Annotated in this window: 2 protein-coding genes; both read right to left on the reverse strand. The window is 75.7% G+C overall.

All coding sequences use genetic code 11. The annotated features are described in order from the left end of the window. Positions 1-18 precede the first annotated feature (18 nt). A complete protein-coding gene (locus ACI2L3_RS15470) occupies positions 19-11,103 on the reverse strand; it encodes an SDR family NAD(P)-dependent oxidoreductase (RefSeq protein ID WP_404752868.1) in 11,085 nt (3,694 codons plus the stop codon). Beyond that, positions 11,100-23,504, reverse strand: coding sequence for a beta-ketoacyl synthase N-terminal-like domain-containing protein (locus ACI2L3_RS15475; protein WP_404752869.1), 12,405 nt, complete (start codon positions 23,502-23,504; stop codon positions 11,100-11,102). Before ACI2L3_RS15475 ends, ACI2L3_RS15470 begins: the two co-directional genes overlap by 4 nt. Positions 23,505-23,569 lie beyond the last annotated feature (65 nt).

A 23,569-nucleotide genomic window follows, 5' to 3' on the forward strand; every position in this document is an offset into this window, starting at 1 on the left:
CCTTCTTCCCGCTCCGGTTCAAGCACGCTCGCCACCGCCGCCGCCCAGAGCCATGCGCACGAGGGCGTCCACTTCCATCTCCCTGATCGCGTCGGGGTCGGGGTCGGGGGCGACGGGTTCGGTGGGTGAGGCGGGTTCGGTGGGCGGGGCGAGGCGGTCGGTCACGTACGCGGCCGCGGCGGCGGGGGTCGGGTGGTCGAAGACGAGGGTGGCGGGCAGGCGCAGGCCGGTGGCCGCGTTCAGGCGGTTGCGGAGGTCGACGGCGGTCAGGGAGTCGAAACCGAGGTCCTTGAACGCCTGCTCCGGGTCGATTCCTTCGGGGCCGGCGTGCCCGAGTACGTCGGCGACGCGGGCCCGCACCAGCTCCTCGATCCGCTCCCGGCGCTCCTCGGCGCTCAAGGGCGCCAACTGATCGTGCAGGGACGCCACTTGCCCGGTGTCGACCCCGGCCGCGGTGGGCCGGGCGCCGCGCACCAGGCCCCGCAGCAGCGGCGGCACGGAGCCACGCGCGGTGCCCGCCCGCAGCCGGGCGGTGTCGAGGCGGACGGGCACGAGGACGGCGTCGTCGAGGCGCAGCGCCGCGTCGAACAGTGCGAGGCCCTGGGCGTCGGAGAGCGCGGCGACTCCGCCGCGGGTCATCCGCCGGAGTCCGGTCCCGCCCAGCGTGCCGGTCATCTCGCTGCGCTGTTCCCACAGACCCCAGGCGAGGGACTGGGCGGGCAGCCCCTCGGCGGCGCGGCGCTCGGCCAGGGCGTCCAAGTAGGCGTTGGCGGCGGCGTAGTTGGCCTGGCCCGCGTTGCCGATGACGCCCGCCGCCGAGGAGAAGAGCACGAACGCGGAGAGCGGCAGGTCGCGGGTCGCCTCGTGCAGGACGAGGGCCGCGTCGACCTTGGGCCGCAGGACGCGGTCGAGGCGTTCGGGGGTGAGCGAGGTGAGGACGCCGTCGTCGAGGACGCCGGCGGCGTGCACGACGCCTGTCAGGGGGTGCTCGGCCGGCACCCTCGCGAGCAGCTCCGCGACGGCCGCCGGGTCGGCGACGTCACAGGCCGCGAAGTCCGCTTCGGCACCGAGTTCTTGGAGGTCGGTGAGGAGTGCGGCGGCTCCGGGCGCGTCGGCTCCGCGCCGGCCGGCCAGGAGCAGGTGTTTCACCCCGTGCCGGGCCGCGAGGTGCCGGGCCACGAGCCCGCCGAGCACGCCGCCGGCGCCGGTGACGAGGACGGTGCCGCCGGTGTCGAGCGGTGCGGGGCGTTCGCCGGCTTCCTTCGGTGCCGGTACGCGGGCGAGGCGGGCGGCGAGCAGTCGGCCGCCGCGCAGGGCCAGTTGGGGTTCGCCGAGGTCGAGGGCGCCCGGCAGCAGGGCGAGCAGCTCGTCGCTGTCCGGCGCGTCGACGAGGAAGAGGCGGCCGGGGTGCTCGGACTGGGCCGACCGCACCAGGCCGCGTGCCGCGGCGGCGGCCGGATCGCTCAGGATGTCGCCGGGTCCCGTGCGTACGGCGCCGCGCGTGAGGAACACCAGGCGGGCGTCGGCGAACCGGTCGTCGGCGAGCCAGGTCCGGAGCAGCGCGAGGGTGCTGCCCACGAGGGCCCGTACGGCGGGTGCGTCGTCCCCGTCGGCCGCGGCACACGGTACGAGGACCACGTCGGGCACGGGTGCCCCGCGGTCGACGGCCGCGGCGAGGCCGGCGAGATCCGGGTAGGTGTCGGGCAGCGGCACGCCGGAGCCGAGAGCGGCCCAACGAGCGGGCGGGGTGCGGTCGGTGGCCGGGACCGGTGCGGGTACGGGCGTCCACTCCAGGCGGTACAGGGAGTCGTCCGCCGCCGGGGTGGTGGCAGCGTGCAGGGCCTCGACGTCGACGGGCCGGACGGCGAGTCCGGTCACCGTGATCACCGGCCGGCCGGAGAGGTCGTGCGCGGTGAGGGACACGGTTTCGTCGGCGTTCCGGGAGAGGCGGACGCGCAGCGCGGTGGCGCCGGAGGCGTGCAGGGTCACGCCGGTCCACGCGAACGGGAGCCGTGCGGTGCCCGGTGCGAGATCCGCGCCCCCGGCGCTGCCGGGTGCCAGCCACAGGCCTTGGAGCGCCGCGTCGAGCAGCGCGGGGTGAATGCCGAAGGCGGCCGCTGCGGCGTGCTGGTCCTGGTCCAGGCGTACGTCGGTGTACAGGTCGCCGCCGTGGCGCCAGGCGGCGCGCAGGCCCTGGAAGGCGGGACCGTAGCCGTATCCGGCCGCGGCGAAGCGGTCGTAGAGGTCGCCGACATCGACCGGCTCGGCACCGGCCGGGGGCCGGCCGGCCCTGTCCAGCGGTGACTCTTCCGCGGCTCGTGCGGCAGGTTCGGCTTGTGCGGGCGCGTCGGCTCGTGCGGCTGCGTCGGCTCGTGCGGCCGCGTCGGCTCGTGCAGCCGCGTCGGCTTGTGCGGCAGGTTCGACTCGCGCAGTTGCGTCGGCTCGTGCGGCAGGTTCGGCTCGCGCGGCCGCGTCGGCTCGTGCGGCAGGTTCGGCTCGCGCGGCCGGTTCGACTCGCGCGGCCGGTTCGACTCGCGCAGCCGCCTCGGCTCGCGCATCCGCCTCGGTCAGGAATCCGGAGGCGTGCGGCGTCCACGGCGCGTCGGTCACTGCGTCCGGCCGGGCGTGTACGTCCACGGTGCGGCGGCCGGTGGCGTCCGGGGCGCCGACGCGCACCTGCAGCTGCACGCCGCCGGTCGCGGGCAGCACCAGGGGCGCCTGGAGGGTGAGTTCCTCCAGGACGGGGCAGCCGGCCTCGTCGCCGGCGCGGACGGCGAGGTCCACGAACGCGGCGCCGGGCAGCAGCACGACATCCGATACGGCGTGGTCGGTGAGCCAGGGGTGGGTGCGCGCCGAGATCCGCCCGCTGAGCAGCGTCTCGCCGGTGTCGGCGAGCTCGACGGCCGCGCCCAGGAGGGGGTGCCCGGTCGCGCCGAGGCCCATCGCCGTGACATCGCCGCCGGTGTCCGGGCCGGGCACGGCCCAGTAGGGCTGGTGCTGGAAGGCGTACGTCGGCAGGTCGACGCGGTGAGCCGCGGTGCCCGCGAGGAGCGGCGCCCAGTCGACGGGGGCGCCGTGCGCCCATGCGGCGCCGAGGGACAGGAGCACGCGCTCCATGCCGCCCTCGTCGCGCCGCAGGGTGCCGAGCACGGCCGCGTCGGCGTCCGCCGACTCCAGGGTCTCCTCGACGGCCGGGGTGAGGACCGGGTGCGGGCTCACCTCGATGTACGTACGGTGACCCGCCGCGGCGAGGGCGCGGACGGCGGACTCGAAGCCGACGGTGCGGCGGAGGTTGGCGTACCAGTAGCGGGCGTCCATCGTCGCCGTGTCCAGCCAGTCGTCCGTCACCGTGGAGTACAGCGGGACGTCCGCGGTGACGGGCTCGATGCCGCCGAGGGCGGTGACGAGTTCGGCTTCGAGGGCTTCCATGTGGGCGGAGTGGGACGCGTAGTCGACGTCGACGCGCTTGGCTCGTACACCGTCCGGCCCACAGGCCGCCATGAGCTCGTCCAGGGCGTCCGCGTCGCCGGAGACCACCACCGTCGACGGCCCGTTGACCGCCGCCACCGACAGCCGTCCGGCCCAGGGCGCGATCCGCTCGGCGGCCTGCCGCGACGGCAGCGCGAGCGACACCATGCCGCCGTGCCCGGCGATCCGCGCGATCGCGCGGCTGCGCAGGGCGACGACCTTCGCCCCGTCCTCCAGCGTCAGCGCGCCCGCCACCACGGCCGCGGCGATCTCGCCCTGGGAGTGCCCGACGACGGCGTCCGGGACGACGCCGTACGCCCGCCACAGCCGTGCGAGGGACACCATGACGGCGAAGAGGACGGGCTGCACGACGTCGACGCGGTCGAGGCCGGTGCCGTCGCGCACGACGTCGAGCAGTGACCAGTCCACCACGTACGGTTCGAGCGCGGCCGCACACAGGTGCATGGCGGCCTCGAACTCCGGCGACTCGTCGAGGAGTCGGCGGGCCATGCCGGTCCACTGCGAGCCCTGGCCGGGGAACATCAGGACGGTGCGCCCGTCGGGGTCCGCGACGCCGTTGACGGCGGGGGCGCCGCCCGCGGCCCACTCCTTCAGGGCGGCCAGCAGCTGGCCGTGGCCGCCGACGAGGACGGCGCGGTGCGGGAAGGCGGTGCGTCCCGCGAGGGAGAGGGCGACGTCTGCCGCGTCGGCGGGGGCCGCCCGGTCCAGGTGACGGAGCAGGCGTTCGACCTGATCGCGCAGGGCGTCGGCGGACCGGGCCGCCAGGCACCAGGGGACGACCGCCGGGGCGGGGCGGACACGCTCGGACTCCGGTGGGTCGGTCGCGGGTTGTTCTGTGGGCTCCGGGGCCTGTTCCAGGACGACGTGGGCGTTGGTGCCGCTGAGGCCGAAGGAGGAGACGCCCGCGCGGCGTGGTCTGCCCGTCTCGGGCCACCGCTCGGCCTCGGTCACGAGCGCGACGTCCCCCTCGGTCCAGTCCACGTGGGTGGTGGGACGGTCGACGTGGAGCGTCGCCGGGACGGTGGCGTGGCGCAGGGCCAGGACCGTCTTCATGACGCCCGCGACGCCCGAAAGTGCTTGCGTATGGCCGATGTTGGACTTGAGGGACCCGATCAGGAGGGGCCGCCCTTCGGGCCGATCCCGCCCGTACGTGGCGAGGAGCGCCTGGGCCTCGATGGGGTCACCCAGTGTGGTGCCCGTGCCGTGGGCCTCCACGACGTCGACGTCCGCGCCGGACAGGCCCGCGTCGGCGAGGGCGGCGCGGATGACGCGCTGCTGGCTGGGCCCGTTGGGCGCGGAGAGGCCGTTGCTGGCGCCGTCCTGGTTGACGGCGGAGCCGCGCAGCACGGCGAGGACGGGGTGGCCGTTGCGGCGGGCCTCGCTCAGCCGCTCGACGAGCAGCACGCCGGCTCCTTCGCCCATGCCCATGCCGTCGGCGTCGTCGGAGAACGCCTTGCAGCGGCCGTCGGCGGCGAGCCCGCGCTGCCGCGAGAAACTGATGAGGGCGCCCGGTGTCGCCATCACCGCGACGCCGCCGACCAGGGCCAGCGAGCAGTCCCCGGCGCGCAGCGCGCGGGCGGCCAGATGCAGGGCGACCAGGGAGGAGGAGCACGCCGTGTCGACGGTGACCGCCGGGCCCTCCAGGCCGAGGGTGTAGGCGACGCGCCCGGAGACGACGCTGGGGGCGCTGCCGGTGAGCAGGTGCCCCTCGCCCTCCGCGGAGCGGGCCACCGCGGCGCCGTAGTCGCTGTAGTTGACGCCGGTGAAGACGCCCGTACGGCTGCCGCGCAGCGCCTCCGGGTCCAGGCCCGCGCGTTCCAGCGCCTCCCAGGAGATCTCCAGCAGGAGCCGCTGCTGCGGGTCCATGGCGAGGGCCTCGCGGGGCGAGATGCCGAAGAAGGGGGCGTCGAAGTCGGCGGCGTCGTGCAGGAATCCGCCGTGCCGGGTGGTCGAGGTCCCCGGGTTCTCCGGGTCGGGGTCGTAGAGCGCGTCGAGGTCCCAGCCGCGCCCGGCAGGGAACCCGGTGACGGCGTCGCCCCGGTCGGCGAGCAGCCGCCAGAGTTCCTCGGGTGAGGCGATGCCGCCCGGGAGGCGGCAGCCCATGGAGACGATGGCGATCGGTTCGTCACCGGTGACTTCAGGACGGGTGACTTCGAGACGGGCGACTTCGGAACGGACCCCCTGACCTGCCCCCGCCACGGCCGCCGCCTCCTCCGCACCGAGCAGGCGGGACTTCAGATGGGCGGCGAGCGCGGTGGCCGACGGGTGGTCGAAGACGAGGGTCGACGGCAGCCGCAGACCGGTCGCCTTGTTGAGGCGGTTGCGGAGTTCGACGGCGGTGAGGGACGCGAAACCGAGCTCCTGGAACGCCGTTCCGGGCGGTACGGCGTCCGCTCGGTCGTGCCCGAGGACGGCGGCGGCATGGCCGCGGACGAGGTCGAGCAGCAGCCGGTCCCGCTCGGCGGGCTGCCGCAGCGCGGTGAGCCGCCGCCGCAGTTCGGAGGCGGCCGGGGCGTCGCCGTCGCCGACGCCGTCACCGGGTCCTGCCAGGGCGCGGCGGGCTTCGGGGACGGTGCTCAGGAGCGGGCTGGGGCGGCTGGAGGTGAACACGGGGGCGAACTGCTCCCAGTCGACGTCGGCGACGGTCACGAGCGTCTCGTCGTCGTCGAGGACCTGCTGGAGCGCGTCGAGTGCGCGCTCGGCGTCGATGCGGGGCAGGCCGTGCTCTTCGAGGTTGAAGAGGTCGGAGGGCGGTGCGGTGCTTCCGTCCGGCGGGCCGGCCCGCCAGATGCCCCAGTCGACGGCGGTCGCACGCAGGCCGCGGCCGCGCCGGTACTGGGCGAGGGCGTCGAGGTGGGCGTTGGCCGCGGAGTACGCGCCGTGGTCGCCGCTTCCCCACACGCCGGCGATCGACGAGAACAGCACGAACGCGTCGAGGTCGCGGTCGAGCAGGGCGTCGAGGTGGGCCGCGCCCGCCGCCTTGGCGGCGACGACACGCTCGTACGCCGCCACGGGGATGGTGTCGAGCGGGGCGAGCGCGATGTACGCGGCGGCGTGCACGACGGCGGTGACGGGTGTGCCGTCCGCGTCGAGTCCGGCGAGGAGCCGTTCGACCTGGTCGCGGTCGGCCAGGTCGCAGACGGGCATCGCGAGCGTCGTGCCGGACTCGGCGAGTTCCTCGCGGAGTCGGTCCGCTCCGGGTACGTCCTCCCCGCGCCGCCCGGGCAGGACCAGGTGCGCGGCACCGCCGCGGGCCAGCCAACGGGCGAGGTGCGGGCCGAGGGCTCCGGTACCGCCGGTGAGCAGGACGGTGCCGCGGGGCTTCCAGGGGCGGGTGCCGGTGGGGTGGGCGGGGCGCGGGGCGCGGACGAGACGGCGTACGAAGAGGCCGGCAGGACGCACCGCGAGCTGGTCCTCGCCTTCCTCGCCGTCCACGCCGTCCACGCCGCTCAACGCCGCGCAGAGCCGTTCCCCGGCCCGGGCGTCGACCGTGCCGGGCAGGTCGACCAACCCGCCCCAGCGCTGCGGGTGTTCGAGCGCGGCGACCATCCCGGTGCCCCACACCTGCGCCTGCGCGGGCGCGGCGAGCACATCGGCCGCGTCGGTGGAGACGGCGCCCTGCGTGGCACACCACAGAGGCGCGGTGACACCGAGATCGCCCATCGCCTGAACGAGCGCGAGCGTCAGAGCCGTGCCGGCGGGCAGCCCCGGGTGACGGGGATGCGGCTGATCGGCCAGCCCGAGAAGGGAGAGAACTCCGGCGAGGGGCCGACCGTCGGCGACAGCGGTGGCGAGGGTGGCGGCGAGACGGGTGCGGTCGGCGGTACCTCCGGGATCGGTGACGGGGCAGGTCCCGTCGGCAGCACCCCCGGGATCGGTGACGGAGTAGGCCCCGTCGGCGCCGTCCCGAGGGCCGGTGCCCGAACGGAACCCCTCGACGGCACCCCAGGAGCCGGGGGCCGGACCGGCCCCGCCGACGGCACCGTGAGAGCCCGACGCCGGGCCGACCCCGTCGGCGACATCCCCGAGGCCGGCAGCGGTACCCCCGGAGCCGGTGACGGAGCAGGCCCCGTCGGCGCCGTCCCGAGGGTCGATGCCCGGCCGGACCCCGTCGACGGCACCCCGGGAGCCAGCCGTCGGACCGGCCCCGCCGGCGGGGCCCTGAGAGCCCGGCTCCGGGCCGACCCCGTCGGCGCCGTCCCGAGGGCCGGTGCCCGAACGGAACCCCTCGACGGCACCCCAGGAGCCGGGGGCCGGACCGGTCCCGCCGACGGCACCGTGAGAGCCCGACGCCGGGCCGACCCCGCCGGCGACATCCCCGGGACCGGCAGCCGAGCCGACCCCACCGGCCGCGCCCCCGGAGCCGACCGCCGGGCCGCCCCCGTCGGCGGTACCCCCACCCCCACCCCCAGCAGCCGAGCCGACCCCGCCCATCGCCGCGACCTCCGCCGTGACCACCTCGGCGCCGTGCTCCCGCAATGCCCGTAGGGCGTTCCGTACGGTTTCCGTCTCACCGTGGTTCTCGGGGATCAGGACCAGCCACGTTCCGGTGAGCGTGGGGGCCGGTGGGTCGGGGACGGGGTGCCAGGTCACGCGGTAGCGCCAGGCGGCGGTCGGGTCCGTCGTGTTGTGGTGGTGGCGCCAGGTGCGAAGTGCGGGGAGGACCTCGCGGAGGGGGGCGGCGTCGACGGAGAGGGCGGTGGCCGCTTCCGTCGCGTCGCCGCGTTCCACCAGGTTCCAGAAGTCCGCGTCGCCGTCGGCGGGCGGCGGCGAGGCGGGGGTCAGCCAGTGGCGGCGCTGCTGGAACGGGTACGTGGGCAGGTCGACGCGGGCCGCGCCCCAGCCCTCGTACACCTTCCGCCAGTCCACCGGCACACCCCGCGTCCACAGTTCGGTCGCGGAGGTGAGGGCGCGGCGGATGCCGCCCTCGTCGCGGCGCAGGGTGCCGGTGACGACGGCGTCGGGGAAGCCCGCCGCATCGGCGGTGTCCTGGACCGGCGCCGTCAGGACAGGGTGCGGGGACACTTCGAGGAAGACGCCGTGGCCCTGCTCGGCGAGTGCGCGGACGGCGGTGTCGAAGCGCACGGTGCGGCGCAGGTTCCGGTACCAGTACGCGGCGTCCATCGCCGTGGTGTCCAGCCACTCCCCCGTGACGGTGGAGAAGAGCGGGACGCGGGAGGCGGCCGGGGCGATGCCTGCGAGGGCCGTCAGGATCTGCTGCTCGATGCCTTCGACGTGCGCGGAGTGGGAGGCGTAGTCGACGGGGATCGTGCGGGCCCGAAGGCCCGTGGCCGCGCACTGCGCGGTGAGTTCGGCGAGGGCCGCCGCGTCGCCGGAGACGACCACGGACGCGGGGCCGTTGACGGCGGCGACCGACAGCCGGGGCGCCCAGGGTGCGATCACTTCCTCGGCCCGCTCGCGGGGGACCGCGAGGGAGACCATTCCGCCGGCGCCCGCGAGCGCGGCGATGGCCCGGCTGCGCAGGGCGACGACCTTCGCCCCGTCCTCCAGGGAGAGCGCCCCGGCGACCACCGCCGCGGCGATCTCCCCCTGCGAGTGCCCCACCACCGCGTCCGGCTCGACACCCCACGACCGCCACAGGGCGGCCAGCGACACCATGGTCGCGAACAGTGCGGGCTGCACCACGTCGACCCGGTCGAGCGCGGCCGCGCCGGGCCCCCCGCCGCGTACGACGTCGTGCAGCGACCAGTCCACGTAGGGGGACAGCGCGCCCTCGCAGGCGGCCATGGAGCGGGCGAACTCCGGGGCGGAGGTGAGGAGTTCGCGTCCCATACCGGGCCACTGCGCGCCCTGCCCCGGGAAGACCATCGCGACTCGGCCGGGTCCGGGCACCGCGAGGCCGGTCACGGCGGACGCGGCGCTCTCCGGGGCGCGGGCGGCGCGGACCATCTCGTCGAGCGAGGTGAGGAGTTCAGTGCGGTCGGCGGCTGTCACGGCGGCGCGGTGCGCGAACGCGGTACGCGTGGTGGCGAGCGAGTAGCCGATGTCGGCGGGGCGCGCCTCCGGGTCCGCGGAGAGGCGTGCCCTGAGGCGTACGGCCTGGTCGCGCAGGGCGGCCGCGGTGCGTGCGGAGAGGACGCACGGGACGGCGTCCGGGGTGGTGCCGGTGGGGTGCGGCTGAGCGGCGGACCCGGACTCAGAGTCGGGTTCGGGCTCGGGGGCCTGTTCCAGGATGACGTGTGCGTTGGTGCCGCTCATGCCGAAGGAGGAGACGCCCACGCGGCGCGGCCCGCCGGTCCCCGGCCACTTCCTGGCCTCGGTCAGGAGCGCGACGGCGCCCTCGCTCCAGTCCACGTGCGGGGTCGGTTCGGTGATGTGCAGGGACTGCGGCAACAGTCCGTGGCGCAGCGCGAGGACCGTTTTGATGACGCCCGCGACGCCGGCGGCGGCCTGGGTGTGGCCGATGTTGGACTTGAGCGAGCCGATCCACAGGGGCTGTTCGGCGCGCCGTTCCCTGCCGTACGTGGCGAGCAGCGCGTCGGCCTCGATGGGGTCGCCGAGGGTGGTGCCGGTGCCGTGGGCCTCGACGGCGTCGACGTCGGCGGCGGTCAGGTCCGCGTCGGCGAGCGCGGCCTGGATGACGCGCTGCTGGCTGGGTCCGTTCGGCGCGGTGAGTCCGTTGCTGGCGCCGTCCTGGTTGACGGCGGAGCCGCGCAGCACGGCGAGGACGGGGTGGCCGTTGCGGCGGGCGTCCGAGAGGCGCTCCAGGAGGAGCATGCCGACGCCCTCGCCCCAGCCCGTGCCGTCGGCGGTGGCCGAGAACGGCTTGCAGCGGCCGTCGGCGGCCATGGCGCCCTGCCGGCTGAACTCGGTGAACACCGAGGGCCGCGACATCACGGTGACGCCGCCCGCCAGGGCGAGCGAGCACTCCTCGGCGCGCAGCGCACGCGCCGCCTGGTGCAGGGCGACGAGCGACGCCGAGCAGGCGGTGTCGACGGTGACCGCGGGCCCTTCCAGGCCGAGTGCGTAGGCGACGCGGCCGGACATGACGCTCATGGAGTTGCCGGTCATCAGGAAGCCCTGGACGAGCTCGGGGGCGCCGGTGCCGAGTTGGGCGTAGCCCTGGTCGATGGCGGCGGCGAAGACCCCGGTGCGGGTGGCGCGCAGCGACGCCGGGTCGATGCCCGCGCGTTCGACGGCCTCCCACGCGGCCTGGAGCAGCAGCCGCTGCTGCGGGTCCATCGCGACGGCCTCGTGCGGGGAGACGGCGAAGAACTCGGCGTCGAAGTCGGCGGCGCCGTCGATGAACGCGCCGCGGCAGGGCACCCCGCCCGCGGTGAGCCGTGCGGTGTCCCAGCCGCGGTCGCCGGGCACGCCGGTGACGGTGTCACGGCCCTCGGCGAGGAGGTCCCACAGCTCCTCGGGGGTGCGGACGCCGCCGGGGAAGCGGCAGCTCATCGAGACCACGGCGATCGGCTCGCGGCCGCGTCCCTCGGCCTCGCGCAGCCGTCGCCGGGTGTCGCGCAGGTCGACGGTGACGCGGTTGAGGTAGTCGCGGAGCTTCTGCTCGGTGTGCTGCGGCTTCTGCTCGCTCCGTTCGCGCTGCGGCTTCTGCTCGTTCCGTTCGTGCTGCGGCTTCTGGACGGGACTCACGAGATGCCCAGCTCCTTGTCGATCAGGTCGAAGATCTCTTCGTTGGTGGCGGACTCGACGGCCGCGGCGGAGTCCGCGCCGCCGTCGGCCCCTGCGGCCTCCGTCGCCGGTTCCAGGCGGGCGAGGGCGCCGCGCAGCCGCCGGGCCAGATCGGCGCGCCGCTCGGCCCCGTCGGTACCCGCGTCGGCCAGTTCGGCGGCGAGCGTGTCGAGCCGGTCGAGTTCGGCGGCGCCGGGTGGCGCGGCGGGTGCGGAACCGGTGAGGAGCCGGGCGGCGAGGTGGCGGGCGAGCGCTTCGGGGGTGGGGTGGTCGAAGACGAGGGCGGCCGGCAGCCGTGTCCCGGTGACCGTCATGAGCCGGTTGCGGAGTTCGACGCCGGTGAGGGAGTCGAAGCCGAGCTCCTTGAACGGCCGGTCCGCTCCGACCAGTTCGGTGGAGGCGTGGCCGAGGACGGCGGCGGCGTTGCCGCGCACCAGGTCGAGCAGGGAGCGGTGCGCCTCGGCGGGTGACAGGCCGCCCAACTGCTCGGCGAGCGAGGGCCCGGCGGGCGCGGCGGAGGCGGCGGGTGCGGCGCCCTTGCGGGGTGCGCCACGCACAAGACCGCTGAGCAGCGGCGGCAACGGGGTGCCCGTGGCGGCCGCCGCGCGCAGCCTGGCCGTGTCGACGTCGGCGGCCAGTACGTGCGGCTGCGCCGCGCCCAGGGCCGCGTCGAAGCGAGCGAGGCCCTCTGCGGTGGAGAGGGCGCCGATGCCGCCCCGCGCCATCTTCCGTACGTCGGCGTCGGTGAGGTGCGCGGTGAGGGCGCTGCGCTCCTCCCACATGCCCCACGCGATGGACACGGCGGGCAGCCCTTCGGCACGGCGGCGTGCGGCCAGGGCGTCTAGTGCGGCGTTGGCGGCGGCGTAGTTGGCCTGTCCGGCGGCGCCGAGCAGGGCGGCGCCGGACGAGAACAGGACGAAGGCGGCGAGGTCGTGCTCCCGGGTCAGTTCGTGCAGGGCGAGCGCGGCGTCCGCCTTGGGCCGCAGTACGCGGGTGAGTTGCTCGGGCGTGAGCGCGGTGACGGTGGCGTCGTCGAGGACTCCGGCGGCGTGCACGACACCGGTGAGCGGGTGCGCGTGCGGTACGCCCGCGAGGAGTTCGGCGAGCGCGGCGCGGTCGGTCGCGTCGCACGCCGCGACGGTCACCTCGGCGCCGGCGTCACGCAGTTCGCGTACGAGGTGTCCGGCGCCCGGGGCGCCCATGCCGAGCCGCCCCGCCAGCAGCAGACGGCGTACGCCGTGGGCGGTGACCAGGTGGCGGGCGACGAGTGCGCCGAGGGTGCCGGTGCCGCCGGTGATCAGGACGGTGCCGTCCGGGTCGAGGGGCGCGGGCAGGGTGAGGACGTTCTTGCCGATGTGCCGGGACTGGCTCAGGTGCCGGAACGCCTGCGGGGCCTGGCGCAGGTCCCAGCAGGTAAGGGGCAGCGGCGTCAGGACGCCCCGCTCGAAGAGGGAGAGCACCTCGGCGAGCATGGCGCCGACCCGTTCCGCTCCGGCCTCCATGAGGTCGAAGGCCCGGTAGTGGACGCCGGGGTGGTCGCGTGCCACCTCTTCCGCGTCGCGTATGTCGGTCTTGCCCATCTCCACGAACCGGCCGCCGCGCGGCAGCAGCGCCAGCGACGCGTCGACGAACTCCCTTGCCAGGCAGTCGAGTACGACGTCCACGCCCCGGCCGCCGCTGGCCGCGAGGAAGCGGTCGGCGAAGTCGAGGGTGCGGGTGGAGGCGATGTGGTCGTCGGCCAGGCCGGAGGCGCGCAGCACGCCCTGCTTGGCGGGGCTCGCCGTCCCGTACACCTCGGCCCCGGCGTGCCGGGCGAGCTGGACGGCGGCCATGCCGACGCCGCCCGCCGCCGCGTGCACCAGGACGGACCGGCCGCGCCGCAGCCCGCCGAGGTCGAACAGGCCGTAGTACGCGGTGAGGAACGCGATCGGCACCGACGCGGCCTGCGCGAAGGTCCAGCCGGCCGGTATCCGGGCGAGGGTGCGCCGGTCGGCGACGGCGGTCGGCCCGAACGCGCCGGCGAAGACCCCCATCACCCGGTCCCCGGGCGTGAGGTCACCGACGCCGGCGCCGACCTCCAGGACGACTCCGGCGCCCTCGCTGCCGAGCCCGGCCTGGTCGGGGTCGAGTCCGAGGGAGACCACCACATCATGGAAGTTGAGGCCCGCGGCCCGTACGGCGACCCGCACCTGGTCCGCTCCGAGCGGGGCGAGCGCGTCGGGCGCGGGCACGGCCGTGAGCCCGTCGACCGTGCCGTCCCCGGAGAGGGCGATCTGCCAGCCGTCCGCGCTGTCCGGGGGCGGCACCAGGGTGTCCCGGCCGGGCCCGGCGGTCAGGCGTGGCACGAGGATCTCCCCGGCCCGTACGGCGACGTGGGGTTCGCCGGAGGTGAGCGCGGCGGGCAGGGCGGCACGCGACTCCGGGTGGCCGTCCAGGTCCACGAGCAGGAACCGGCCGGGGTGTTCGGCCTGCGCGGTCCGCAGCAGCCCCCACGTGCCGGACCGCGTCCAGTCGGCCGTCCGGTCGCCGGGTCCGGTGCGCACGGCGCCCCGGGTGACGACGGCGAGGACGGAGCCGTCGAACCGCTCGTCGGACAGCCACTCCTGTACGAGGGCGAGGCAGTCGGCGGTGACGGCGTGGAACACCGCGCCCTCGTCCCCACCTTCACCTGCGCCGCCGTGCGGGGCATCCGGGTGCGGGCAGTCCGCGACGACCAGGGCGGGCACGGGGCTGTCCGGATCAGCGAGCAGGTCCGACAGCTCGCCCCAACTCAGCGCCTCTTCCGGTTCCTTGACGTCAGGCACGGGCACCCAGTCCACCCGGTGCAGCCCGTCCTTGCCGCCTCCCGCGTGGGTCAGCCCGCCCGGGGCGGCGGGGCGCAGGGCGAGCGAACCGGCCGACAGAACCTCCTGTCCCGCGAGGTCGTACACGGTCAGGGCGACGGCGTCCGCACCGTCGGCGGTGAGCCGGACCCGTACGGCGGTGGCCCCGGTGGTATGCGCGGTCACATCGTTCCAACTGAAGGGCAGCCGCGCGGTGTCGTCACGGCCGGGCAGCAGCGCGGCGGTCTGCAGGGCGGCGTCCAGGAGCGCCGGGTGCAGGCGGTATCCGGGGGCGTCGGCGTGCTGGCGCTCGTCCAGGACGAGTTCGGCACAGATTTCGCCGTCCAGGGCCCAGGCGGCGCGGATGCCCCGGAACGTGGGGCCGTACGTGTATCCGGCGGCCGCGAACCGCTCGTACAGTCCCTCGACGTCCACGGCCTCGGCCCCGGGCGGCGGCCAGGCGATGAGGGCGGGTCCGGCGGGTCGTCCGGTGGGGGTGACAGTGCCGGTGGCGTGGGGCGTCCACGACTGTCCGGCCCCGATTCCGGTCCCGATTCCGGTCCCGGTTACGTCCTCGGCGTCGCGCTGGGCGTCGCGTTCGGCGCGTGAGTAGAGGCCGAGCGCGCGCCGCCCCTCCCCGTCGGGCGCTTCGAGCCGCACCTGTACGAGAACGGCGCCCTCTTCCGGCAGCAACAGCGGTGCGGACAGGGTGAGTTCGTCCACCGCGGCGCACCCGGCTTCGGCGGCGGCGCGCAGCGCGAGTTCCAGGAAGGCGGTGCCGGGCAGCAGGACGGTCCCCTCGACCGCGTGCTCGGCGAGCCACGGGTGCGTACGCCGTGAGAGCCGTCCCGTGCAGAGGAGTTCGCCGGTGTCGGCGACCTCCACGGCGGCGCCGAGGAGCGGGTGTCCCGTCGTGCCGAGTCCGGCCGAGGCGACGTCCCAGCTGGTGGTCGGGACGTCCAGCCAGAGGCGGCGCTCCTGGAAGGGATAGGTGGGCAGGTCGACGCGGGTGGCGCCGGTGCCGTCGAAGACGGGCGTCCAGTCGACGGGAAGACCGTGTGCGTGGGCCTGGCCGAGGGCCAGGAGCATACGGTCCAGGCCGCCCTCGGCACGGCGCAGCGTGCCGAGTACCGGGGCCGTCACCCCGGCCGACTCCAGCGTCTCCTCGACCGCCATCGTCAGGACGGGGTGCGGGCTCACCTCGACGAAGGCGCCGAATCCGTCGGCGGCGAGGGTGCGGACGGCGGGCTCGAAGGCGACGGTGCGGCGCAGGTTGGTGTACCAGTAACCGGCGTCCATCCCCGAGGTGTCCAGCCAGTCACCGGCAACCGTGGAGAACAGCGGGACCCGCCCGGCGACCGGCTCGATGCCCTCCAAAACCTCCCGCAACTCCTCCTCGATCCGCTCCACATGAGCCGAGTGCGAGGCATAGTCCACGTCGATACGACGGGCCCGTACCCCCTCGGCCTCACAGCCGGCCAGCAGCTCGGCAAGGGCGTCGGAGCCGCCGGAGACCACCACGGCCGAGGGGCCGTTGACGGCGGCCACCGACAGGCGCCCGTCCCAGGCCTCGATCAGCTCGGCGGCCCGCGCCGACGACACGGCCAGCGACACCATCCCGCCGTGCCCGGCAAGCCGCACGATCGCCCGGCTGCGCAGGGCGACGACCTTCGCCCCGTCCTCCAGCGTCAACGCGCCGGCCACCACGGCCGCCGCGATCTCCCCCTGCGAGTGCCCCACGACGGCATCGGGCACGACGCCGTGGGCACGCCACAGCCGCGCCAGTGACACCATCACCGCGAAGAGCGCGGGCTGCACCACGTCGACCCGCTCGAGCCCGTCGCCCGAGCGCACCACGTCCAGCAACGACCACCCCACATGGGGGGACAGGGCCGCCTCGCACTCCTCCATGAACCCGGCGAACTCCGGCGACTCATCGAGCAGTTCGCGCGCCATGCCCGCCCACTGCGCCCCTTGCCCCGGGAACACGAACACCGTCCCACCGCCGGACACCGACGCCTTCCCCGTCACGACGAACGGCGAGGGCTCACCGGTCGCCAACGCGCCTACGCCCTGCTGCAGTTGGTGGTGGTCACCGACCGCCACAGCCCGGTACTCGTGGTGCGTGCGGGTAGCGGCCAGCGACAGGCCCACGTCGCCGACCCGGACGCCCGCACCGCACGCCTCCGACTTCAGCAGCCGTTCCGCCTGCGCCCGCAGCGCCTCCGGCGATTTCGCCGACAGCACCCACGGCACGGGCGTACGCACCTCGGAAGCCTCCGCCGCGGCGGGCTCCTCCGGCACCTGCTCCACGATCACGTGCGCGTTCGTCCCGCTGACGCCGAACGACGAGACACCGGCCCGCCGCGGCCCGCCACCGGTCTCCCAGGCGCGCGCCTCGTCGAGCAGCCGCACCTCGCCCGCCGACCAGTCGACCTGCGGGGTCGGTTCGTCGACGTGGAGCGTCTGCGGGAGCAGTCCGTGGCGCATGGCCAGGACCATCTTCATCACTCCGGCGACACCGGCCGCCGCGGAGGTGTGACCGATGTTGGACTTCAACGATCCCAGCCACAACGGCCTTCCGCCCGTGCGCTGTTGGCCGTACGTCGCGAGCAGCGCCTGCGCCTCGATCGGGTCCCCGAGCGTGGTGCCCGTACCGTGCGCCTCCACCGCGTCGACGTCCTTCGCCGACAGCCCCGCGTCCGCGAGCGCCGCACGGATCACCCGCTGCTGCGACGGACCGTTCGGCGCCGTCAGACCATTGCTCGCACCGTCCTGGTTGACCGCGCTGCCCCGCACCACCGCCAGCACCGGATGCCCGTTCCGACGCGCGTCCGACAACCGCTCCAGGAGCAGGATTCCGGCTCCTTCGCCGAAGCTGGTGCCGTCCGCTCCCGCGGCGAAGGACTTGCAGCGGCCGTCGGCGGCCAGGCCGCCCTGGCGGCTGAATTCCACGAAGAGTTCGGGGCTGGACATCACGGTGACCCCGCCCGCGAGGGCGAGCGCGCACTCGCCGCGGCGCAGCGACTGGACCGCCGTGTGCAGGGCCACGAGCGAGGAGGAGCACGCCGTGTCGATGGTGAGGGCGGGGCCTTCGAGGCCGAAGGTGTAGGCGATGCGGCCGGAGACGACGCTGCCGGAGTTGCCTGTGCCCAGGAAGCCCTCGACGTCCTCGGGGATGTGCGGCAGGAGCCGTACCGCGTAGTCCTGCTGCATCAGGCCGATGAAGACGCCCGCGGGGGTGCCGCGCACCGCGGCCGGGTCGATGCCGGCGCGCTCGAACGCCTCCCAGGTGAGGGTGAGCAGGAGGCGCTGCTGCGGGTCCATGGCGATCGCCTCGCGGGGCGAGATGCCGAAGAAGTCGGGGTCGAAGTGGGCGGCATCGGTGAGGAATCCGCCTTCGCGCACGTACGAGGTGCCGGTGTGGGTGGGGTCCGGGTCGTAGAGCGCGTCGAGGTCCCAGCCGCGGTCGGTGGGGAAGGCGCGGATGCCGTCGCCGCCGGAGGCCACGAGCCGCCACAGGTCGTCCGGGGTGCGGACCTCTCCGGGGAAGCGGCAGCCCATCGCGACGATGGCGATCGGTTCGTCGACGGCGGACGCGGCGGACACGGGTGTGGGGGCCGATGCGGGGTACGTGCCGGTGAGTTCGTCCCGGAGGTGTGCGGCCAGGGCCTCCGGCGACGGGTGGTCGAAGACCAGCGTGGCGGGCAGCCGCAGGCCGGTGGCGGCGTTCAGGCGGTTGCGCAGCTCGACGGAGGCGAGGGAGTCGAAGCCGAGGTCGCGGAAGGCACGCGCCGGTACGACCGCGCTGTCCGAGGTGTGGCCGAGCACGGCGGCGGCCTGGGCGCACACCAACTGGACGAGCGTGCGCAGGCGTTCGGCCTCGGGCAGCGCGGCGAGACGCTCGGGCAGTGCGGCGCCGGTGTCCCCGGAGGGTGCGGCGGCGGACGCGGCCCTGCGTACGCGTACGGGTACGCGTACGAGGGAGCGCAGGAGGGGCGGCACCGGCTCCCCCTCGGCGGCCCGGGCCCGCACGGCGCGCGGGTCGAGCCGGAGCGGCAGCAGCGCCGGGGCGTCGACGGTGAGGGCCGCGTCGAGGAGCGCGAGGCCCTCTTCGGTGGCGAGCGGCGGCATGCCGGAGCGGGTCAGGCGGCGCAGGTCGGCGTCGTCGAGCCGGCCGGTCAGGGCGGAGCGCTGCTCCCACAGGGTCCAGGCCAGGGACTGCGCGGGCAGGCCGAGGGCGCGGCGGTGCTGGGCGAGGGCGTCCAAGTAGGCGTTGGCGGCGGCGTAGTTGCCCTGGCCGGGGCCGCCGAAGGTACCCGCGGCGGAGGAGAACAGGACGAAGGCCCGCAGGTCCATGTCGCGGGTGAGCTCGTGCAGGTGCAGGGCCGCGTCCGCCTTGGGGCGCAGCACCGTGTCGACGCGGTCGGGCGTGAGGGAGGTGATGACGCCGTCGTCGAGGGCGCCCGCGGCGTGGACGACGGCCGTCAGGGGATGGCCGGCGGGGACGCCGTCGAGCAGGGCGGCGAGGGCGTCCCGGTCGGCGGCATCGCAGGCGGCGACGGTGACGTGGGCACCGAGTTCGGTGAGTTCCGCGGTGATCTCTGTGGCGCCTGGCGCGTCGGGGCCGCCGCGTCCTGCGAGGAGGAGGTGGCGGACGCCGTGCCGGGCGACGAGGTGGCGGGCCACGCGGGAGCCGAGCAGCCCGGTGCCGCCGGTGATGAGGACGGTGCCGTCCGGGTCGAGGTCGGCCTGGACCGGGTCGGTGTCGGGGACCTTGGCGAGGTGGGGCGTCAGGACGGTGTCGCCGCGTACGGCGAGCTGCTGTTCCCCGGAGGCGAGCGCGGCGGCGACGGTCTCCGGTGCCGCGTCCTCGTCCAGGTCGAGGAGGACGAAGCGGCCGGGGTGCTCGGTCTGGGCGGAGCGCACGAGGCCCCACACGGCGGCACGAGCCGGGTCGATGGGCGCGTCGCCGACGGACCCCCGGGCGCCGTCGGCGGGCACGTCGCCATCGGCCGCCTCGGCGGCGACGGCTGGCGCGTCACCGGCGGCGCTCTCCGTGGCGACGGCTGAGGCATCACTGGCGGCGCTCCCCGTGACGACCGCTGACACGTCACCGGCGGCACCCCCCGTGACGACGGCTGACACGTCACCGGCGGCGCGGGCCGGGTCGATGGGCGCGTCGCCGACGGACCCCCGGGCGCCGTCGGCGGGCGCGTCGCCATCGGCCCCCTCGGCGGCGACGGCTGCCGAGTCACCGACGGCGCTTCCAGTGACGACCGCTGACGCGTCACCACCGGCGCTCCCCATGACGACGGCTGAGGCATCACCCGCGGCGCTCCCCATGACGACGGCAGACGCGTCACCGACGGCGCCCCCCATGACGACCGCTGACGCGTCACGGACGGCCCCCCTGGTGGCGACCGCTGACGAAGCGCCGGTGGCGCCACCGGCCACGCCAGCTGACGCGCCGCCGCCACCTACTCCGCCCGCGACGGCGGCAGCCGACGCACCATTGACGACGTCCCCGGTGACAACGGCACCCCGGGTGACGTGGGCGAGCCTCGTATCGGCGAGACGCTCGTCGGACAGCCAGATCCGGAGGGTTTCCAGGGCCCGGTGGACGGCGGCGTGCACCTCCTCCACGCCGTCCGCGTCGGCGTCCTCGCACGGCGGTTGCGGCGCCAGCACGAGGCTGGGAGGGGTCGTGCCCGCGTCGAGGGCGGCGATGAAGGCCGCGGTGTCGGCATAGGCGGTCGCCGCCGTCGGCAGGGCGGCGTCGACGGGGCCGATGACCGCCCAGTCGGGGGTCACGGGTGCGGGCGGGCAGGTGAGGGGGGACCACTCCACCTGGAACAGCGAGTCGTGGTGGGTTCGGGCCGCCCCTGCGCCCGGTGCCGCCGGGCGCAGGGTCAGGGACTCCACGGAGGCGACGGGGCCGCCCGTGGCGTCGGCGACGTCGAGGGCGAGGGTGTCCGGCGCGGTCCGGGCCAGGCGGACGCGCAGCGCGACGGCGCCCGACGCGTGCAGGGTCGCCCCCGACCAGACGAACGGCATGCGCCCGCCGTCGCCCCCGGCGTCCTCAGCGGTCACTCCGCTGGCGTGCAGAGCGGCGTCGAGCAGCGCCGGGTGCAGGGCGAACCGCTGGGCATCCTGGTGGAGTTCCGGCGGCAGCACCGCTTCGGCGTACAGGTCGTCGCCGAGCCGCCACGCCGCCGTGAGGCCCTGGAAGGCGGGCCCGTAGGCGAAGCCGCCCTCGGCGTAGCGCGCGTACATGCCGTCTAGGTCGATGGGCTCGCCGCCGGGCGGCGGCCAGGCGCTCAGGTCCGCGGGCGGCTCGGCGGCGGCCGGGGCGAGGAGGCCGGTGGCGTGGCGGGTCCACTCGTCGTCCGTGTCCGGGTCGTCGGGCCGCGCGTGCAGGGCCAGGGTGCGGGTGCCGTCGGCGGCCGCAGCGCCGACGGACAGGCGCAACACGACGCCTCCGTCCCGGGGCAGCGTCAGGGGCGCTTCGAGGGTGAGGTCGTCGACGCGGGGGCAGCCGGTGCGGTCGCCCGCGAGGACGGCGAGCTCGAGGAAGGCGGTGCCGGGCAGCAGGGCGTTGCCTTGCACGGTGTGGTCGGCGAGCCAGGGGTGGGTGCGCAGCGAGAGCCGCCCCGTGAACAGCAGGCTGTCGCTGTCGGCGAGCGCGACGACGGCGCCGAGGAGCGGGTGCCCCGAGGGGTCCAGGCCGAGGGAGGCGGCGTCACTCGCGGGCGTGCCGGTGTCCTCCAGCCAGTAGCGCTCCCGCTGGAAGGCGTACGTCGGCAGGTCGACGTGGTGCGGGCTGTACCGGGAGAGAGCGGCGTCCCAGTCGACGGGGACGCCGCGCACGTGCGCTTCCGCGAGGGCGGTGAGCACGCGGCGCGGGCCGCCGTCGTCGCGGCGCAGTGTGCCGAGGGCGAGGGCGTCGGTGCCGGCGGCGGCAGCGGTGTCCTGAAGGCCCGCCGTCAGGACGGGGTGCGGGCTGACCTCGACGAGCACGCGGTGGCCGTCGGCCAGCAGGGCACGCGTGGCCTGCTCGAACTCCACGGTGTGGCGGAGGTTCTCGAACCAGTAGGCGGCGTCGAGGCGCTCGGTGTCCAGGAGGCCGCCGGTGACGGTCGAGTAGAAGGGTACGACCCCCGCGCGGGGCGCGATGTCCGCCAGGGCCTCGGACAGCTCGGCGCGGATCCGCTCGACGTGCGGGCCGTGCGAGGCGTAGTCGACGGGGATGGCCCGGGCCCGTACGCCGTCGGCCTCGAGGGCGGCGAGCAGTTCGGCCAAGGCGTCGGGGTCGCCGGAGACGGCGGCCGACTCGGGGCCGTTGACAGCGGCGAGCGCGATCCGTCCGCCCCACGGCGCGACGCGTTCCCGTACGCGGTCGGCGGGGAGCGGGACCGACGCCATGCCGCCGTGCCCGGCGAGGGCCCGCAGCGCCCTCGCGCGAAGGGCGACGACCTTCGCGGCGTCGTCGAGGGTGAGCGCCCCCGCGACGCAGGCGGCGGCTATCTCGCCCTGGCTGTGCCCGACCACGGCCGCGGGTTCGACGCCGTGGGCGCGCCACACCTCCGCGAGGGAGACCATCACCGCGAACAGCGCGGGCTGCACGACGTCCACGCGGTCGAACCCCGGGGCGCCGGGGACGCCGCGGACCACGTCCAGGAGTGCGAAGTCGGTGTACGGGGCGAGGGCGTCGGCACACTGGGCGAGCCGGGCCGCGAACGCCGGTGAGGCGTCGAGCAGTTCGCGTGCCATGCCGGGCCACTGGGAGCCCTGACCGGGAAAGACGAAGGCGACGGCCTCGCCGGTACGGGCCGCGCCGCGCACGGTGCCCGGCGGCAGCGGGTCGGTGTCGCGGGCGAGCGCGTCGAGCCCGTCGAGCAGCGCCTGCCGGTCGTCGGCGATGAGGGCGGCCCGCTGCTCGTGCGCGGCCCGGCCCTTCGCCAGGGTGTGGGCGACGTCGGCCGGGCGCAGATCGGGGTGGTCCACCAGGTGGGCGCGGAGGGCGGCCGCCTGGGCGCGCAGAGCACCACCGTCACGCGCGGAGACGAGACAGGGCAGGGGGCCGGTGTGCTCCACACGGGGCTGCGGGGTGGGCCCCTCCCCCACCGGCCCCTCCCCCACCGGCCGCTCCCCCACCGGCTCGGCCTGCTCCAGGACGACATGGCCGTTCGTGCCGCTGACGCCGAAGGAGGAGACGGCGGCGCGGCGCGGGCGGCCGGTCTCGGGCCAGTCGGTGGGGTCCGTGACGAGTTTCAGCGCCCCGGTGGACCAGTCGACCTGGGGACTGAGGTCGGTGCCGTGCAGGGACGGCGGCACCACGCCGTGCCGCATGGCGAGGATCATCTTGATGACGCCGCCCACGCCGGCGGCGGCCTGCGTGTGGCCGATGTTGGACTTCAACGACCCGAGCAGCAGCGGCCGTTCGGCGGTGTGCTCGCGGCCGTACGTGGCGAGGAGCGCCTGCGCCTCGATGGGATCACCGAGCGGCGTGCCCGTACCGTGCGCCTCGACGACGTCGACGTCCGCCGCCGTGAGCCGGGCGTGGGCGAGGGCCTGGCGGATGACGCGCTGCTGCGAAGGCCCGTTGGGCGCGGTGAGGCGGCTGCTCGCACCGTCCTGGTTGACGGCGGAGCCGCGTACGAGCGCGAGCACGGGGTGCCCGTTGCGGCGGGCGTCGGACAGCCGCTCCAGGAGGAGCATGCCGACGCCCTCGCCCCAGCCGGTGCCGTCGGCGGCGGCCGAGAAGGACTTGCAGCGCCCGTCGGCGGCGAGGCCGTTCTGCCGGCTCATCTCCACGAACGGCACCGGCGTGGACATCACCATCGCGCCGCCGGCGAGCGCGAGCGTGCAGTCGCCCTGCCGCAGCGCCTGGCAGGCCAGGTGGAGGGCGACCAGCGACGACGAGCAGGCGGTGTCGACGGAGACGGCGGGGCCTTCGAGTCCGAAGGTGTAGGCGATACGGCCGGACGCGACGCTGTCGGAGCTGCCGTTGCCGAGGTAGCCCTGGACGTCGTCGGGCACTTGGCGCAGCCGGGCCGCGTAGTCCTGGTACATCACTCCGGCGAAGACGCCGGTACGGCTGCCCCGCAGGGTGTGCGGGTCGATCCCGGCGCGCTCGAAGGCCTCCCAGGTGGTCTCCAGGAAGAGCCGCTGCTGCGGGTCCATGGCGAGGGCCTCGCGCGGGGAGATCCCGAAGAAGCCGGGGTCGAAGCCTGCGACGTCGTCGAGGAAGCCTCCCTCGGCGCTGTAGGTGGTGCCGGGGCGCTCCCCCGCCGGGTCGTGCAGGTCGGCCAGGTCCCAGCCGCGGTCGGCGGGGAACGGCGTGATCGCGTCGGTGCCCGCCGAGACGAGGCGCCACAGGTCCTCGGGGGTGCGCACACCGCCGGGGTAGCGGCAGCCCATCGCGACGACGGCGATCGGTTCCCGGTCCTTGGCCTCGGCCTCACCGAGGCGCTGCTTGGTCCAGTGCAGGTCGGCGGCCACCCGCTTGAGATAGTCGCGCAGCTTGTCGTCATTCACCGTGCATCGTCACCTTTGGTACGCGGGGGCGGGCGGAGGGCGGTAGGGGCGGACGGGTGGCGGGT

Source organism: Streptomyces sp. NPDC029674 (assembly GCF_044903205.1).
Lineage (GTDB): Bacteria > Actinomycetota > Actinomycetes > Streptomycetales > Streptomycetaceae > Streptomyces.